17 protein-coding genes and 1 pseudogene are annotated in these 16,653 nt (G+C 70.7%); 2 read left to right on the top strand and 16 right to left on the bottom strand.

Annotated features, from left to right (window positions below; translation table 11 throughout):
• Positions 1-5: 5 nt before the first annotated feature.
• The 13 genes and pseudogenes from SM447_RS15810 to SM447_RS15750 all read right to left on the bottom strand — a co-directional run bounded on the left by SM447_RS15810 (position 6) and on the right by SM447_RS15750 (position 12,847).
• On the bottom strand, positions 6-1,445 hold the full coding sequence (locus tag SM447_RS15810) for an acyltransferase family protein (RefSeq protein WP_474573543.1): 1,440 nt from the start codon (positions 1,443-1,445) through the stop codon (positions 6-8).
• A 124-nt stretch (positions 1,446-1,569) separates the two neighbouring features.
• Positions 1,570-2,628: a sensor histidine kinase gene (locus SM447_RS15805; protein ID WP_474573542.1), complete on the bottom strand. Its 1,059-nt coding sequence runs from the start codon at positions 2,626-2,628 to the stop codon at positions 1,570-1,572.
• Positions 2,625-3,290 carry a response regulator transcription factor gene (locus SM447_RS15800; protein ID WP_474573541.1) on the bottom strand — a complete coding sequence of 222 codons (666 nt, stop codon included), beginning with the start codon at positions 3,288-3,290 and terminating at the stop codon, positions 2,625-2,627. Before SM447_RS15800 ends, SM447_RS15805 begins: the two co-directional genes overlap by 4 nt.
• A gap of 237 nt (positions 3,291-3,527) precedes the next feature.
• Entirely contained in the window at positions 3,528-4,175 is a 648-nt protein-coding gene (locus SM447_RS15795; RefSeq protein ID WP_474573608.1) for an endonuclease domain-containing protein, read from the bottom strand.
• A 108-nt stretch (positions 4,176-4,283) separates the two neighbouring features.
• A pseudogene (locus SM447_RS15790) lies at positions 4,284-4,382 on the bottom strand (hypothetical protein); the annotation flags it as partial.
• Between the two features lie 165 nt (positions 4,383-4,547).
• On the bottom strand, positions 4,548-4,889 hold the full coding sequence (locus tag SM447_RS15785) for a G5 domain-containing protein (RefSeq protein ID WP_474573540.1): 342 nt from the start codon (positions 4,887-4,889) through the stop codon (positions 4,548-4,550).
• 210 nt (positions 4,890-5,099) lie between these two features.
• Positions 5,100-6,113: an agmatinase gene (gene speB / locus SM447_RS15780; RefSeq protein WP_474573539.1), complete on the bottom strand. Its 1,014-nt coding sequence runs from the start codon at positions 6,111-6,113 to the stop codon at positions 5,100-5,102.
• Positions 6,110-7,312 carry a saccharopine dehydrogenase family protein gene (locus SM447_RS15775; protein ID WP_474573607.1) on the bottom strand — a complete coding sequence of 401 codons (1,203 nt, stop codon included), beginning with the start codon at positions 7,310-7,312 and terminating at the stop codon, positions 6,110-6,112. The genes speB and SM447_RS15775 overlap by 4 nt, the downstream gene beginning before the upstream one ends.
• The gene (locus tag SM447_RS15770) at positions 7,312-8,733 is read right to left on the bottom strand and encodes an NAD(P)/FAD-dependent oxidoreductase (RefSeq protein ID WP_474573538.1); all 1,422 of its coding nucleotides are present in this window, start codon (positions 8,731-8,733) and stop codon (positions 7,312-7,314) included. Before SM447_RS15770 ends, SM447_RS15775 begins: the two co-directional genes overlap by 1 nt.
• Positions 8,730-9,563: an ABC transporter permease gene (locus SM447_RS15765; RefSeq protein ID WP_474573537.1), complete on the bottom strand. Its 834-nt coding sequence runs from the start codon at positions 9,561-9,563 to the stop codon at positions 8,730-8,732. Before SM447_RS15765 ends, SM447_RS15770 begins: the two co-directional genes overlap by 4 nt.
• Positions 9,560-10,474 (bottom strand): ABC transporter permease, encoded by a 915-nt coding sequence (locus tag SM447_RS15760; RefSeq protein ID WP_474573536.1) that lies wholly within the window; start codon positions 10,472-10,474, stop codon positions 9,560-9,562. The genes SM447_RS15765 and SM447_RS15760 overlap by 4 nt, the downstream gene beginning before the upstream one ends.
• Positions 10,475-10,508: 34 nt before the next feature.
• Complete coding sequence (locus SM447_RS15755) at positions 10,509-11,660, bottom strand: ABC transporter ATP-binding protein (protein WP_474573606.1); 1,152 nt, start codon at positions 11,658-11,660, stop codon at positions 10,509-10,511.
• A gap of 2 nt (positions 11,661-11,662) precedes the next feature.
• Positions 11,663-12,847 (bottom strand): polyamine ABC transporter substrate-binding protein, encoded by a 1,185-nt coding sequence (locus SM447_RS15750; RefSeq protein WP_474573535.1) that lies wholly within the window; start codon positions 12,845-12,847, stop codon positions 11,663-11,665.
• Between the two features lie 204 nt (positions 12,848-13,051).
• Here SM447_RS15750 and SM447_RS15745 point away from each other — a divergent pair, with 204 nt between their 5' ends.
• Positions 13,052-13,564 (top strand): Lrp/AsnC family transcriptional regulator, encoded by a 513-nt coding sequence (locus tag SM447_RS15745; protein WP_474573534.1) that lies wholly within the window; start codon positions 13,052-13,054, stop codon positions 13,562-13,564.
• Here SM447_RS15745 and SM447_RS15740 read toward each other — a convergent pair.
• From SM447_RS15740 to SM447_RS15730, 3 genes are read right to left on the bottom strand one after another with little or no spacing between them, the layout of a single operon-like run.
• Positions 13,543-13,749, bottom strand: a complete 207-nt coding sequence (locus SM447_RS15740) for a DUF397 domain-containing protein (RefSeq protein WP_474573533.1) — start codon at positions 13,747-13,749, stop codon at positions 13,543-13,545. The genes SM447_RS15745 and SM447_RS15740 overlap by 22 nt on opposite strands.
• A gap of 15 nt (positions 13,750-13,764) precedes the next feature.
• Positions 13,765-13,956 (bottom strand): DUF397 domain-containing protein, encoded by a 192-nt coding sequence (locus SM447_RS15735; protein WP_474573532.1) that lies wholly within the window; start codon positions 13,954-13,956, stop codon positions 13,765-13,767.
• The gene (locus tag SM447_RS15730) at positions 13,947-14,735 is read right to left on the bottom strand and encodes a helix-turn-helix domain-containing protein (RefSeq protein ID WP_474573531.1); all 789 of its coding nucleotides are present in this window, start codon (positions 14,733-14,735) and stop codon (positions 13,947-13,949) included. The genes SM447_RS15735 and SM447_RS15730 overlap by 10 nt, the downstream gene beginning before the upstream one ends.
• Positions 14,736-15,289: 554 nt before the next feature.
• On the opposite strand from SM447_RS15730, the gene SM447_RS15725 reads away from it, so the two are divergent.
• A complete protein-coding gene (locus tag SM447_RS15725) occupies positions 15,290-16,636 on the top strand; it encodes an aspartate aminotransferase family protein (protein WP_474573530.1) in 1,347 nt (448 codons plus the stop codon).
• The last annotated feature ends 17 nt before the right edge of the window (positions 16,637-16,653 follow it).

Raw genomic sequence — 16,653 nt, 5'->3', positions numbered from 1 at the left:
AGTGGTCAGCGAGGTGCCGTCGGCGCGGACGCCCCGGAGGCGGTCGGCCGCGGCCCGGGTGGACTCGCCGCCGACAGCCCGGATGGCGTCGGCGCGGGCGGCGCCGGCGCGGGCGGCGGGGGTGCGGGCGGCGCCGGCGCGGGCGGCGGGGGTGCGGGCGGCGTCGGCGCGGGCGGCGGGGGTGCGGGCGGCGTCGGCGCGGGCGGCGGGGGTGCCATTGGCGCGGACGGCCGGGGCGGCGTCACGGCGAACGGGCCGGGTTGCGTCCGACGGGCGGCCGAGCCCGGCCCGGGCAGGTCGAACAGCCAGGTCGCCCGGGCCGCCAGCAGCAGCCGGTGCACGCCGAGGCTGAGCGCCAGCACGGCGACGGTGAGCGACACCGGGTAGCCGAGGGCCAACGCGAGCCGGCTCGAGTCGTCCAGACCAGCGATCGGATCGGCGATCAGGCGATGCAGCAGCGCCAACACCGGCATGTGGATGACGTAGATCGGCAACGTCTGCCGGCCGAGGGCGGCGAGCGGCTCGCCGACCGTCGACCATCGGGCCAGCCGGACCGACACGGCGATGCCGAAGAGCACCGCGAGGACGGAGACCGACAACGCCACACCCGGCAGACGAGCGGTGCCGGTCGCCGCCACGGCGGCCAGTGCCACGACGTACCCGCCCGCGGCCAGCAGCAGCCGTCGGCCGGTGACTCCGTCGGCCCACCGCTGGACGTACCCCCGCAGGTGCAGGCCGGCCAGGAAGAACACCAGGTTCTGGTAGACACCGCCGCGGTTGCCCGGAGTGTCGACCAGTCCCGCCGCCGCGACGGCGCTCAGCATGCCGGCGGCGACCAGCAGCACCGCCGGGTGGACCCGCCGCAACGCCTTGGCCAGCACGAAGTAGAGCACCAGCGCGTGCAGGTACCAGAGGTTGGACGGGGTGATCGTCAGCTGTGCCAGCAGGCCGCCGAGGTCGCCGGCCCGGTCGGTCGGGAAGTCCGGGGCGAGGGCCAGCACGGCGGTGTGGATCAACAGCCAGGCGGCGTACAGGTAGAGGAAGCGGGCGACCCGGGGCCGGGCGACCGAACGCCAGGGCCGCTGCACGGCGCTCGCCGCGAACATCCCGGAGATGGCGAAGAAGAGCGGCATCCGCATCGGCAGCAGCAGCTCACCGAAGGTCCCCCAGGCGCCCAGCACCGGCACGCCGAGCCGCCAGTCGATCTGGAGGTAGTCCTTGACGATCACATGCCAGAGCAGCACCAGCAGGATGCAGCCGCCCTTGGCGACATCAGCCCAGGCCAGCCTCGCCCCCTGCGGGCCCGGCCCGCCGTCGCCGGCAGCACCGGTGACGGTGTTGTCGATGTTTCCGGTCGCGGCCGGATCGGCGTGGCCGGTGGTTCCGCTCGGGGCGGGCGGGCCGGCGACGGCCGCCTCGACCACGGCGTGGTCACGGGTGGTCACGAAGTCTCCTCTCCGTCGGCGCGGACCGCCGAACCGGGCGGTTCTCGGGCACGCCGAAGGCCGGGCTGCCGCGGTTTGCGGCCCCGTTCGCGGGCGGTGTTCGGATGCCGGCCGGGCGGCCGGGTCAGGGTGCGGTGGGTAACTGGACGTCCACCCGCAGCCCGCCGTACTCGGCCGGGCGGGCGGCGATCAGGCCGTCGTGGGCCTGGGTGATCGAGCGGGCGATGGCCAGGCCGAGGCCGGCACCACCGCTCTGGTTCGTCCGGTCCCGGGCCAGGCGCCGGAACGGCTCGAAGAGCCCGGCGACCGCCTCGGCCGGCACCACCTGGCCGGTGTTGACCACGGTCAGGGCCGGGCTGCGGCCGACCGCGACGGTGAGGGTGCCACCCGGCCGGTTGTACTTGATCGCGTTCTCCACCAGGTTCGTCACCAGGCGTTCCAGCAGCACCCGCTCGCCCATCACCATCCGGGGTTCCAGGTGCCGTTGCACCGTCACCCCGGCCTCGGTGATCCGGTCCTGGTACGCCGCCAGCACCCCGTTGACGATCTCGTCGAGGCGCTGCGGCGTCCGCGAGCGCAGCCCCTGGTCGCTCTCGCTGAGCGCAAGCAGCCCCTCGATGAGCCGCTCGTTGCGCTCGTTGGTCTCCAGCAGTTGCCCGGTCAGCAGTTCCAGCTGCTCGCCGGTGAGCGACCGGGCCATCCCGACCTCGATCAGCGTCCGCTGCACCGCCAACGGCGTACGCAGTTCGTGTGAGGCGTTGGCGGCGAACCGCCGCTGCCCCTCGTAGCCGGCCGCGATGCGCTCCATCATCTCGTCGATGGAGCGGGCCAGCCGGGCCAGTTCGTCCTTGCCGCGCGGCCGCAGCCGGTGGCCGAGGTTCTGCGGTCCGACCTGCGCGATCGGTGCGGCCAGCTCCCGCACCGGACGCAGGCACCACACCGCGGCGGCCCAGATCCCGACCACCGCGACCAGGAGTACGGCCAGCGGGGCGAGTGCCATGATCAGATCGACGAAGTCGTACGCCCGGCCGCAGAGCACGCCCGATCCGGGCAGTCCGGTACCGCAGAGCCGCTGGCCCCACAGCCACAACTGGCTCAGGGCGTACTTCGCCAGCCCGGGAGCGGCGTACCCGACGAGGAGCGCGAGCACGCCGACCAGCACGACCCGACGGCGCGGGTTCATGCGGCACCACCGATGCGGTACCCGGCGCGGGGCACCGTGTGGATGACCTGGGGTTCACCGAGCTTGCGGCGCAGCGTCATCACGGTGACCCGGACCACGTTGGTGAACGGGTCGGCGAACTCGTCCCACGCCTGTTCGAGCAGTTCCTCGGCACTGACCACCCGGCCCTCGGCGCGGAGCAGCACGTGCAGCACCGCGAACTCCTTGGGGCTCAGGTTGATCGACCGACCGTCCCGGGTGACGGTGTGCCGGGCCACGTCCAGCGCGACGCCGTGCGCCTCCAGCACCGGTGGCACGGCCGGGGCTGAGCGCCGCCCCAACGCCTGCACCCGGGCAACCAGCTCGGCGAAGGCGAACGGCTTGGTCAGGTAGTCGTCGGCGCCCAGCCCGAGGCCCTCGACCCGGTCCCGGATCCCGGCGGCGGCGGTGAGCAGCAGCACGCGGGTGCCGACACCGGAGGCGGCGAGACTACGGCAGACCTCGTCGCCGGTATGTCCGGGCATGTCCCGGTCCAGCACCGCGACGTCGTACCGGTTCACCCCGACCCGTTCCAACGCTCCGTCACCGTCGTAGCAGACGTCCACCGCCATCGAGAGGCGACGCAGCCCCTCGGCGACGGTGTCCGCCAACAACCGCTCGTCGTCCGCCACCAGCACCCGCACGCTTCCGCTCCCCGTGATCCTCGCTGTCGGGCATACGTTCGCAGGCAGCAGTTAAGGGTTCTGTAAGTGCCCGCCGCAGCAATACTCCACGTAACCACCCCAACCGCACGTGACCCACCTCACCAAGCCCCCGTCACCCTGAGCCGCCGATCATGCAGTTGTGGCACGTGATGAGTCCGGATTTGCCCGCCTTGGCAGGTACCACAACTGCTTGATCAACGATGGCGAAGGGGAGGGCTAGGGAGTGAGGAGGGAACGGATGGTGGCGATGATGTGGGTGGGGCGCCGGTAGAGATCGTGAGCGGTGAAGTGGCGCATGCGCCAGCCCTCGGCGGCCAGCCAGTTCATCCGTGCCCGATCCTGACGCAGACGGTCAGGGTCGAGGTGTGACAGTCCGTCGTACTCGACACCGACACGGCTTTCGCGGTAGGCCAGGTCGAGTCGGTAGATCCCCAAGCCGTCCCGGTCACGGACCCAGAACTGGGGCTCAGGAACCGGCAGCCCAGCATCCACGAGGAGCAGCCGCAGTTGACTTTCCTGGCGACACTCGGCTCGGGCGTCGGCAAGATCCACCAGTCGCCGCGCCTGCCGGATGCCACGCAGCGCGCGATGCGCCACGGTCTCCTCTCGCAGACCATCGATGTCGCAAGCACCGACGCGTAGACACAGATCCAGCACAGGCAGGGCGTCCATCCGTCGCAACGTCCGTGCGAGATCGATCGCGCAGCGCTGTGCGGGCGCACACGGTACTCCTCGGATCCAGACCGGATTCCGCACGGGGACGACGGACTGGTGCGTCACGACTCCCCGGATCCGCGGCATCACCAGACCGGCAGGCACGATCACGTGGAGCTTGTCGGAGCGGACGTCGCCGAAGCCGTGCATCAATGCGCCACTGTGGTAGCCGAGGGCACAGCCGTCCGGCAACCGGCCGAAGACGGCTGCGATCCGCTCGTCCCGGCCAGGAGCAACCCCTGGTCCGTACACCCCTCGACTCAGCCTGACAAGCGTCCCCGCCTCAACGCGGCACCTGACCCGCCCACGGCTCCAACCTGACGCCAACAAATCGGAGTATCGAAAAACGTCCGCCACACCGCCGCACTGTTCTCCGCCAGCGGGTCACTATTCCGCCCCCTGTGGACAACCAAACGTCCTGTGGACAACCCCCACCCTCACCTCGCGTCTGCTATGCCCCCGTGGGGCAGACCGATCATGCAGTTGTGGTACATGACAAAGCGCCCATGAGCGACGTATCGACTACCACAACTGCATGATCGGCGGGGGTGGTCGATCACAGTCCCAGCCGTCGTTGTGGCGGTCGAGGTCGTTGCCGGTGACCTTGACCGGGCCGACCACTAGGCAGGGCCGTTTCCGCTGCCGCCGGCGCAGTCGACATCGCTGGCGATCGGCACGCGCGGGGTGTAGTTCGGGTCGCACCGGGAGGTCGGCTTCGTGCCCGGTCACCTGATAGGTCAGGGTGCGTACGCCATCGACGCCCCGAGTGCGGACCACCCGCTTCCCCTCGGCCAGGGAGGAGTCCTTCGCCGTACGGCTGCCGTGCCGGACGGCCCGCTTCTCGACCAGAGTGCGCGTCTGCACCACGGAAGTCGGGCTGGGCGCGATGGATAGTCCGGCGGACCCGTCTGGCACCGAATCACCGGAGACAGCCGGTACCGACTCCGCCTCACCGGAGACAGCCAACTCCGGCGTAGCACTGTCCGGAGTAGACACATTAGGCGTGGGTTCAGCGGTGGCGACGTCATCGGGCTCGACGGCGCCGCTCCCGCGAAAGGACGAGGTAGCTCGATGTCAGCGGGCGTCGAGGAGGGGTTGGGTGGGGGTCCAGGGTGGGCCGCCGGCGGCGTCGCGGCGGCGGCGGGCGATCGCGGACAACGCCTCCAGGACCACCCGGTTGCCGAGGTAGGCGGTGATGTCGGCGTGGTCGTAGGGTGGGGCGACCTCGACCACGTCCACGCCGACCACTGGCAGTTCGTAGCAGACCCGGCGGACCGCGTCGAGCAGTTGCCGTGAGGTGAAGCCGCCTGGTTCGGGGGTTCCGGTGCCGGGTGCCATGCCCGGGTCGACCACGTCCACGTCCACCGAGAGGAAGACGCCCTCGCACTCGTCGACCGCGATCTCGAATGCCTCCGAGAGACACGGGTCGAGGCCGCGCGCCACGATCTCGGTCATCTCGTACGAGCGCATCCGCTGCTCGGCCATCCACCGCAGCGTGGACGGTCCCGGCCAGTAGCCACGGAGGCCGATCTGGAGGAAGCGGTCGCCGCGTACCGCCCCGGACTCGATGAGCCGACGCATCGGCTGGCCGTGCCCGTGCAGCGAGCCGAACTCGACGTCCCCGGTGTCGGCGTGCGCGTCGAAGTGCACCAGCGACACCCGGCCCAGCCCGTGGTGGCGGGCGACGCCGGTGGCGTCGGGCAGGGCGATGGAGTGGTCTCCGCCGAGGATCACCGGGATGGCTCCCGCCGAGGCGACCGCGTGCACCGCCGTCTCCAGCGCGGCCAACGACCTTTCGATGTCTCCGGAGAACATCTCGACGTCACCGGCGTCGTAGACGCAGAGGTCCTTCAGGGCGTCCACCCGCAGCGCCAGGGACGGGCGGGATCCGTCGTGCGGCAGGTAGCAGGCCTGCCGGATGGCCGAGGGGCCGAACCGGGTCCCGGGCCGGTGCGAGGTGCCGCCGTCGAAGGGCGCGCCGATGATGACCACGTCGGCATCGGCGTACGTGACCGGTTCCTCCAGCGTGCACGGGGGCACGCCGAGGAACGTCACGTCCGGGCCGTACATCGGGCCGTAGCGAGTCATCTCTCCTCCAGACCCCAGGGTGAGCCATAACCGGTGAGCAGGTCGAGGAAGGGTTTCGGCGGCAACGCCTCCGGACCGAGCACCCCGACACCCGACCACGCGCCCTCGGCGAGCAGTTCCAGCGCGACGACCGGGTTGACGGCGGTCTGCCAGACCACCGCCTGGTGGCCGTACTCCCGCATCGACCACTCGTTGTCGACCACGTGGTAGAGGTAGACCTCGCGCTGCCGACCGTCGACCCCGGTCCCCCGCACCCAGGTGCCGGCGCAGGTCCTGCCGCGCATCCGGTCACCGAGGGTGGCCGGGTCGGGCAGGCAGGCCGCGACCACGTCGCGGGGCGAGACCGACACACCGCCCACCCGTACCGGCGAGGTCCCGGAAAGACCCAGCTTGTGCAGCGTCTTCAGCACCTCGATGAACTCGTCGCCGAGGCCGTACTTGAAGGTGACCCGCTTCGCCGGCACCCAGCGCGGGATCAGCAGCACCTCCTCGTGTTCGACGTTCACGCACTCCACCGGCCCGATGCCGGCCGGAAAGTGGAACACCTCCGGTTCGCTGAACGGCTCGGTGGTGAACCAGCCGCGCCCGGCCTCCCAGATCACCGGCGGGTTGAGGCACTCCTCGATGGTGGTCCAGATGGAGAACGACGGCGCGAAGTCGTACCCGTCCACGGTCAGGTTCGCCCCGTCCCGTACCCCGATCTCGTCGATCTCGCGGAACAATTCGTCGGCGGCGTAGCGGGCGAAGACGTCGGACAGGCCCGGTTCGACGCCGATGCCGCAGAGCGCCAGCCGGCCGGCCGATTCCCACCGGTCGGCGACCGCGAACTGCTCGTCGCCGAGCTTCACGCCGGTCTCCCGGTAGGGCCGGGCCGGGTGCGGCCGGGACAGCGACATGGCCATGTCCAGGTAGTCCGCACCGGCCGCGTACGCACCATCGAAGATCGGCATGACGAAGCGCGGGTCGACCGCGTTGAGCGCGTGGGTGATCCGGTGTTCGCGGCAGAGCGCCGCGACCGCCACGGCGGAGGCGGCGTCGACCTGGGCGGCGACGAAGCGGGGGTCACGATTGGCGACCGCCCGCGCGGCGCGCCGGGCGTCATGGTCGGCGACCACCATGGTCTCGAAGAACGCGCGCCGGGCCGCGATGGCGACGACCGCGGAGCCGACGCCACCGGCACCGACGAGCAGGATGCGCATCACGAATCAAACCCCAAACCGAACCGATCGAGCGTACGGAGCCAGAGGTTGCGCCGCCCCTGCCGGGCATCGGCGCGGGCCAGGGACCAGCGGGTGAGCCCGATGCCGACCGCGCGGGCCGGTTCGGGCGGGAACGGCAGCGGCCGGTCGCGGACCAGGCCGAGCCGGGTCAACGGGGTGTCCGCGCCGTCGAGCAGGTCGAGCATCACCCGGGCGCCGAACCGGGTCGCGCCGACGCCGAGCCCGGTGTAGCCGGCCGCGTAGGCGAGCCGACCGTCGTAGGCGGTGCCGAAGAACGGGCAGAACCGGGTACAGGTGTCGATGACACCGCCCCACCGGTGACTGAACCGCAGGCCGTCGAGCTGGGGGAACGTGGTGAAGAAGTGGTCGGCGAGGGCGGTGAAGGTGGCGTCCCGCTGTTCCAGCGCGGGCGTCACCCGGTTGCCGTAGTGGTAGACGGCGTCGTAGCCGCCGAACAGGATCCGGTTGTCGCCGGTGATCCGGTAGTAGTGGAACTGGTTGCCGCTGTCGGCCAACCCCTGCCGGTTGCGCCAACCGACGGCGTCCCGCTGCTCGGCACTGAGCGGCTCGGTCATCAGCGCGTAGTCGTACACCGGCACGATCCAGGCCCGCAGCCGGCGCAGCAGCGGCGGAAACGCGTTGGTGGCCAGCACCACCCGCCCGGCACGCACCGCTGCGGGCGCGCCGTCGGCGGCGACGGTACGCGCGGACAGCGCCCCGCCGTCGCGACACAGGCCGGTCACCCGGGTGTGCTCGTGGATCCGTACGCCCGCCGCCAGGCAGGCCCGGCGCAGTCCCCAGGCCAGCCGGGCCGGGTCGAGCATCGCCACCCGGTCCCGGTCCCACAGTCCACCGAGGTACGTCGGCGACGCCACCTCGGCCCGCACCTGGTCGGCGTCGAGCAGCGCGACGTCATGGCCGTACCGGCGGGCCAGCTCGACGTCCTCGGCCAACCCGGTGAGCTGGTACGGCTCGACCGCGACGGCCAGTTCGCCGGTGCGTTCGAAGTCGCAGTCGATCCGGTGCTCCGCCACCGTCGCCTCGATCGCGTCGAGGTTCTCCCGACCGAGCCGTTCCAACTCGCCGATCTCGTCGGGGAACCGCTGCGCCCCGTTGGCCAGCCCGTGGGTCAGCGAGGCGGCGCAGAATCCGCCGTTGCGCCCGGAGGCCGCCCAGCCGCAGGTGCCCGCCTCGACCAGCAGCACGTCCCGCCCCGGGTCGGCCTGCCGGGCCAGCAGCGCCGCCCACAACCCGCTGTAGCCGCCACCGATCACCAGCAGGTCGGCGCTGGTCACCTCGGTCAACGACGGCAGCGGCTCGGGGCGTTCCGGCCGGTCCAGCCAATACGGCACCCGCGCCGCGTCCGCCAGGGCGCGGGTCGGGTCACCGGCGCTGGTCATGGCCGGCCGCTGCCCTGGGCGGGCGCGGGTACGATCGCCGCCCGGCGAGCCCGCCGGCCGCGCAGCGAGGTGGCCAGCACCAGCAGCAACGCGACCAGGAACATGGCCGTGCCGATGACGTTGACCTGCGGCGGGATGCCCCGCTGGGCGGCGCCCCAGACGTACATGGGGAACGTGACGGTGGTGCCCGAGTTGAAGTTCGTGATGATGAAGTCGTCGAAGCTGAGCGAGAAGGCCAGCAGGGCGGCGGCCACGATGCCGGGCAGCACCAGCGGCAGGGTGATCCGCCGGAACGTCTGCCACTCGCTGGCGTACAGGTCCATCGCGGCTTCCTCCAGCCGCCCGTCCATCCCGGCCAGCCGGGCCTTGACGGTCACCACCACGAACGACACGCAGAACATGACGTGCGCGATGACGATGGTCCAGAACCCCAGCGGTACCCCACCGGCGACGAAGAGTGCCAGCAGCGAGGTGCCCATCACCAGCTCCGGCGTGGCCATCGGCAGGAAGATCAGCACGTTCAGCCCGGACCGTCCCCGGAACCGGTGCCGGGCCAGGGCGAACGCCATCAGCGTGCCGAGCGCGGTGGCCGCCACGGTGGCGAGGAACCCGATCTGCACGCTGCGCAGCACCGCGTCGCACATGTCGGAGGTGGCACAGGGATTCCGCCAGTTGTCGAGCGTGAACTCGTTGAAGTCGTACGACAGCCGGCTGGAGGGGCGGTTGAACGACAGCGCGGCGACCACGGCGATCGGCAGGAACAGGTAGCCGAGCACCAGCAGCGCCACCCCCATCACCCAGTGTTCGGCGAACCAACGGGAGATCCTCACAGGACTTCCTCCGTCCCGGCGCGGCGCAGGTAGACGAAGACCACCGCGAGGATCGCCGACATCAGCAGGAACGACAGCGCCGCGCCCTGCGGATAGTCGAGCCGGACCAGGAACGCCGAGTCGATGACGTTGCCGATCATGTACTCGTTCGGGGTGCCGAGCAGTTCCGCGTTGATGTAGTCGCCGGTCGCCGGGATGAAGAAGAGCAGCGTGCCGGCGATCAGGCCGGGCATCGACAGGGGCAGGGTGACCCGGCGGAACGTCTTCAACGGGCTGGCGTACAGGTCGCTGGACGCCTCCAGCAGCCGGTAGTCGAGCCGCTCCAGGCTCGCGTACAGCGGTAGCACCAGGAACGGCAGGAAGTTGTACGTCAGGCCGAGCACCACCGCGATCGGGGTGGCCAGCAGCCGGCCGTCCGGGCCGAGCAGGTGCACGTCGCGCAGCAGGCCGACCAGCGCACCGTTGTCCGACAGGATCGTCTTCCAGGCCAGCGTGCGCACCAGGAAGCTGGTGAACATCGGCGCGATCACACAGACCAGCAGCAGATTCTTCCACCGGCCGGCCTTCTGCGCGATCGCGTACGCCAGCGGGTAGCCCATCAGCAGGGCCAGTACCAGCGCGATACCGGCGTAGAGGAAGGACCGCCCGAACTGTGGCCAGTACGTCTGCAACGCCGTCGGGTAGTTGCCGAACGCCCAGGTCAGCGCGTACCCGGTGGAGAGCGATCCGGACGGGTCGTAGAGGCTCGCCGCCGCGAGTTGCAGCAGCGGCACGGCGAAGAAGAGGAACAGCCAGGCCGCGCCCGGCAGCAACAGCAGGTACGGCAGGAGCCGGTGCCGGCCCCGGCGGGCGGCGGGCGGCGGCGACGCCGGCTGCCCGGATGCGGTGGGTACGTGGGCCAGCGCGCTCATGCCGCCTCGCTGCTGGACCCGTTGGTTGGCTCGTTCATGAGGGGGCACCGACCGGTTCGTCGAGGACCGGGGTGGTGCGGTCCTGCTCGTCGGCGCCCCGACCGAGCAGGAAGGCGTGCCGGGGATCCCAGTACGCCACGGCCCGCTCGCCGACGGCGAAACGCTGCTGGGCTCCGCTGTTGGCGACGAACACGCTCAGCTCGGTGCCCCAGGCGGTACGCAGCAGGTACTGGGTGCTGACGCCCACGTAGGAGGCGTCGGTGATGGTGCCGTCGAGATGCTGGCTGCCGGCGGGCACCTGCCCGGCGGCCCCGGCCAGGTGCAGCTTCTCGGGGCGTACCCCGAGGAAGACCGCACCCTGGTCGACGCGGGACCGGCCGGCGGGCACGGAGAACCGCGCACCGTGCGCGGTGACCAGGATGTCGTCGCCGCTGCCGCCGGAGACGTCACCGGCGATCAGGTTGGACTGGCCGAGGAAGTTGGCCACGAAGGCGGTAGCCGGAAACTCGTAGATGTCGGCCGGCGGGCCGAGTTGCTCGATCCGCCCGGCGTTCATCACCGCGACCGTGTCGGCCATCGTCATGGCCTCCTCCTGGTCGTGGGTGACGTGCACGAACGTGATGCCGACCTCGGTCTGGATCCGCTTGAGTTCGATCTGCATCTGGCGGCGCAGCTTGAGGTCGAGTGCGCCGAGCGGCTCGTCGAGCAGCAGCACCTGCGGGTGGTTGATCAGTGCCCGGGCCAGCGCGACCCGTTGCTGCTGACCGCCGGAGAGCTGGGCGGGACGCCGTCGCTCGAACCCGTCGAGCTGCACCAGCGACAGCATCTGCCGTACCTGGTCGTCGACCGACCGGATGCCGCGCCGCCGCAGCCCGAAGGCGACGTTCTCGAAGATGTCCAGGTGCGGAAAGAGCGCGTAGCTCTGGAACACGGTGTTGACCGGCCGCTTGTACGGACGCAGCCGGGCGATGTCCCGGTCGCCGAGCAGCACCTGCCCGTTGGTCGGTTCCTCCAGGCCGGCGATCATCCGCAGGGTGGTGGTCTTGCCGCAGCCCGAGGCACCGAGCAGGGCGAAGAACGAGCCCTGCGGGATCGTCAGGCTCAGGTCGTCCACGGCGGTGAAGGCACCGAAGGTCTTGGTGAGGTTGGCCAGCCTCAGGTCGCCGGCCGGAGTCTCCCGCGCCATCGTCACGCTCCGATAACCTGCTGGAACTTGGTCTCGTACTCGCGTTCCTGCTGCTCGTCCAGGGCCATGAAGACCCGGGCCTGGGCGAGCATCGCCTCGTCCGGGAAGATCAGCGGGTTCTCGGCCAGCTCCGGATCGATCTTCTCCATCTCGGCCTGCGCCCCCTGCACCGGGCAGATGTAGTTGACGTACGCGGCGAGTTGGGCGGCGACGGCCGGCTCGTAGTAGTAGTTGATCAGTTCTTCGGCGTTGGCCTTGTGCGTGGCCCGGTTCGGCACCAGCATGTTGTCCGACCAGAGCATCACGCCGGAGTCGGGCACCACGAACTTGATCCGTTCGTCGTCGAAGCCGAGCTGGATGATGTCGCCGGACCAGCCGATGCACGCGGCGATGTCCCCCTTGGCCAGGTCCGGGGCGTAGTCGTTGCCGGTGAACCGGCGGATCTGCTTGGCGTCGACGGCCCGCTTGAGCTTGTTGAGCGCGTCGTCGAACTGGGCGGCGGTGAAGTCCGCCGGGTTGTGCCCGTTGGACATCAGCAGCAGACCCATGGTGTCGCGCATCTCGCTGAGCGCGGTCACCTTGCCCTTGAGGTCGGGGCGGGTGAGCAGCTCGTCGACGGTGCGGATCTCCCCGGTCACCCGGCCGTTGTAGGCGAGCCCGGCGAGGCCGGACTGCCACGGGACGGCGAGTTGGTTGTCGACGTCGAAGGGGCGGTTACGCAGCGACGGCAGAATGTTGGCCTCGACGTTGGGCAGTCTCGACTTGTCGAGCCTCTGGATCCAGCCGAGCCGGATCATCCGGGCGGCCATCCAGTCGGTGAGCACCACGATGTCGCGCCCGGTGCTCTGACAGGCGGCGAGCTGGTTCTGCACCTTGCCGAAGAACTCGTTGTTGTCGTTGACGTCCTCGGTGTACGCCACCTGGATGCCGGTCCTGCTGACGAAGCCGTCCAGGCTGGGACGCTTCGACTCGTCGTCCTCGTCCACGTCCATGTACTGCGGCCAGTTGGAGAAGGCCAGCTTCTTCTCCGCGCCGGAAAGATCCTCGCTGACGCACCCCTCCTCGGTCTGTTGGGCACCGGGGGTGCCACAGCCGGCGAGGGTGCCGCCAGCGGCCAGCAGTGCGGCCGAGCCGAGGGTGCCGGTGAGCAGACCACGCCGGGTGAGGGGCCGGAAGGCACTACGCATGTGACGACTCCTATCGGTGATCGTCGGCGGCGGGACGGGGGTGGCGCGCCGGCTAGCTGATCAGTGGCGATGGACGACTGATCCTGACATGAGGAAACCTCACTCACAAGGGATTCCGTTGCCGGAGTAGCTCCGGACGACGAATTACGCCGGAGTGACCGATGGCGCTAGGCTCACCCCGGTGACGGACATGGGGAGCGGTCGATGACGAACCGGCAGCAGGACAACGGCAACGGCGGTCGCCGGGTCAGTGTGCGCGAGGGCGCCAGCCACGCCCTGCTCGACGACGTGGCGAAGCAGATCATCGAGCAGTTGCAGGAAGATGGTCGCCGGCCGTACGCCACCATCGGCAAGGCGGTGGGCCTCTCCGAGGCGGCGGTACGCCAGCGCGTGCAACGCCTGCTCGACGCCGGGGTGATGCAGATCGTCGCGGTGACCGATCCGCTCCAGCTGGGCTTCCCGAGGCAGGCGATGATCGGCCTGCGGACCGACGGCGACCTGGAGCGCGTCGCCGACCGCATCGCCGACCTGGACGAGGTCGACTACGTGGTGATCACCGCCGGTTCCTTCGACCTGCTGGCCGAGGTGGTCTGCCGCAACGACGAACACCTGCTGGAGATCCTGCAACGGCTGCGCGCGGTCGACGGGGTGCTGGCGACCGAGGCGTTCGTCTACCTCAAGCTGCGCAAGCAGACCTACAGCTGGGGTACCGCCTGAGCGTCCGGGGCGGCGGCGACGAACGCGCGCCAGGCGTCGGGGGTGAAGGCCAGGGTGCCGGCGGCTCGATCCTTGCTGTCGCGCACCAGGACCCGGCCGGGCAGGTTGTCGGCCACCTCGACACAGTCGCCGCCGTTGTTGCTGCTGCGGGTGGCGGTGCGCCAGCGGGCGTCGGTCACGTCCATGCCATCGCCTCCGGCTCAGGCAGAGGTCTTGGCTCGGGCGACGAACGCCTGCCAAGCGGTCGGGGTGAAAGTCAGAGTGCCGCCGGTGCGATCCTTGCTGTCGCGCACCAGGACCCGGCCGGGCAGGTTGTCGGCCACCTCGACACAGTTGCCGCCGTTGTTGCTGCTGCGGGTGGCGGTGCGCCAGCGGGCGCCGGTCATCTCCATGTCGTCGCCACTTCCCTGATCAGCTCGATGGACCGTCGACGGGGCAGCGCCTCACCGGTGACGCTCTCCCATCTCCCGCCCAGGCTAGCAAGGTCGGCACTCTCGGTCACCACCTGACCGCGCAGCTGATTGTCCAGATAGGCCGCTTCGGCACCGTCCGCCATCCGGGCCAGCACGAACGGCCCGGCCAGGCCGGTGTGCCACGGGTTCTCCGCCGGGATCACCCGGACCTGCACGTGCTCGCGCTCGCCGAGCGCGGCGAGGTGGGCCAACTGCCCGGCCATCACCCCCGGGTCGGGGCCCACCGGCCGGCGCAGCACCACCTCGTCGATCACCGCGACGAACTGGAGCGGGATCTCGCGCTCCAGCACCCGCTGCCGCGCCAGCCGCGCCGCCACGATCTCCTCCACCTCGGTCGGCGGCAGCAGGCCGCCGGTGGCCAGCACCGCCCGGGCGTACGCCTCGGTCTGGAGCAGGCCCGGCACGAGCAGCGGCTCATATGACCGGAGGCATCTGGCGTCCTGCTCGAGTTCAGCCCACGCCCGGAACCAGGGCAGGTCCCGGCGGCGGAACGGCTCCGGCCAGAGTTCCCTGGCCGGCCGCCCGAGGAGGTTGGCGACGGCGATCCGGGTGCGCGGATGCGGGATCCGCCCGTCCGCCAGCCAGCGGGCCGTCGTCTTCGGGTCGACGCCCACCTTCCCGGCCAGCGACTCGACCGTCTCGCCCTTGTCCGCCATCGCCACCCGCAACGCCTCGTTGCCCACGGTCCCGTTGCCCATCGCGCCCTCCCGACTCGCGTCACCCTCCGGCGCACGCTAGTCACCGCCCGTTGCCCTGTCCGCACCCTGCTGGCGTGTTGCGGCCAGGACTGTTTCGCGCACTCAAGATGTCCTCCGGATGCCCCGAGAACGCCCTTGCCGCAGCCGCTTCGGGACCTCCGGGCAGTCCCCACGGTCCAGGCCCGCCAGCCTTACCGTCCGCGCCCGCCAAGCACCTCCACCGACGTGCTTTGCTCTGCTTCAACGCGCGCAACGGCACCGGGTGCCGAACCGTGCGTGGGTTGAAGCAGAGCAAAGGGAGGCCACGAGGATGTCCCGCCCCGGACGCCGCAGGGCCGCTCGCCGAGGGCCGGAGCAGGTCTGCCGGCACATCGACCCGCAGAGATCAACGGTCATGCGGATTCCGTTGCGTTCTCACACTTCAAGCAGCCGAATCCGTTGCAGGAATGCTCAAAGTCAACCGATTGCACTTGCCCTGCGGCGTAGGACTGTGGGATAACCGTGGGACGAGCGGCCGGTGACCCCTGACCGGCCCGAGACCCGATGGGGCTGACATGGCCGACGCCACCGACCACCTCTGGATGCACTTCACCCGGATGGCGAGCTACTCCGCCGGAGAGGTGCCGACCATCGTGCGCGGCGAGGGCGCGTACGTCTGGGACGCGCAGGGCCGCCGCTACCTGGACGGGCTGGCCGGGCTGTTCGTGGTCAACGCCGGCCACGGGCGCACCGAGCTGGCCGAGGCCGCCGCGAAGCAGGCCGGTGAGCTGGCCTTCTTCCCGCTCTGGTCGTACGCCCACCCGAAGGCGGTGGAGCTGGCCGAGAAGATCGCCACGCTGACCCCGGGCGACCTGAACCGCGTCTTCTTCACCACCGGCGGCTCCGAGGCGGTCGAGACGGCGTGGAAGCTGGCCCGGGCGTACTACAAGCGGGTCGGCAAGCCGACCAAGCACAAGGTGGTCAGCCGGTACATCGCGTACCACGGCACCTCGATGGGTGCGCTCTCCATCACCGGCCTGCCCGGCATCAAGACCGATTTCGAGCCGCTGGTGCCGGGGGGCATCAAGGTGCCGAACACGAACTTCTACCGGGCACCGGAGCACGGCGACGACCCGGTGGCGTTCGGCCGGTGGGCCGCCGAGGAGATCGGCCGCGCGATCGAGCGGGAGGGGCCGGACACCGTGGCGGCCGTCTTCCTGGAGCCGGTGCAGAACTCGGGCGGTTGCTTCCCACCGCCGCCCGGCTACTTCGAGCGGGTACGGGAGATCTGCGACGCGTACGACGTGCTGCTCGTCAGCGACGAGGTGATCTGCTCGTGGGGCCGGCTCGGCGAGTACTTCGGCGCGCTCCGGTACGGCTACCAGCCCGACATCATCACCACCGCCAAGGGCATCACCTCCGGCTACGCCCCGCTCGGCGCGATGATCGCCAGCGACCGGCTGATGGAGCCGTTCCTGACCGAGACCGAGATGTTCGCCCACGGGGTGACGTTCGGCGGTCACCCGGTCTCCTGCGCGGTGGCTCTGGCCAACCTGGAGGTCTTCGCCCGCGAGGATCTCGTCGGGCACGTACGCGCCAACGAGGCGGCGTTCCGCGCCACCCTGGAGAAGCTGCACGACCTGCCGATCGTCGGTGACGTCCGGGGCGACGGGTACTTCTACGGCATCGAGCTGGTCAAGGACAAGGCCACCCGGGCGACCTTCGACGAGGCCGAGTCGGAGCGGCTGCTCCGCGGCTTCCTCTCCAGCGCCCTGTTCGCCGCCGGGCTCTACTGCCGGGCCGACGACCGGGGCGACCCCGTGGTGCAGCTCGCTCCGCCGCTGATCGCCGGGCAGCAGCAGTTCGACGAGATGGAGCAGATCCTGCGGGCCGTGCTCACCGAGGCCTGGTCCCGACTCTAGGGCCGGCACCGGCGACG

This window comes from Micromonospora aridisoli (assembly GCF_056150025.1).
This window is presented reverse-complemented; position numbering and strand designations above follow the sequence as displayed.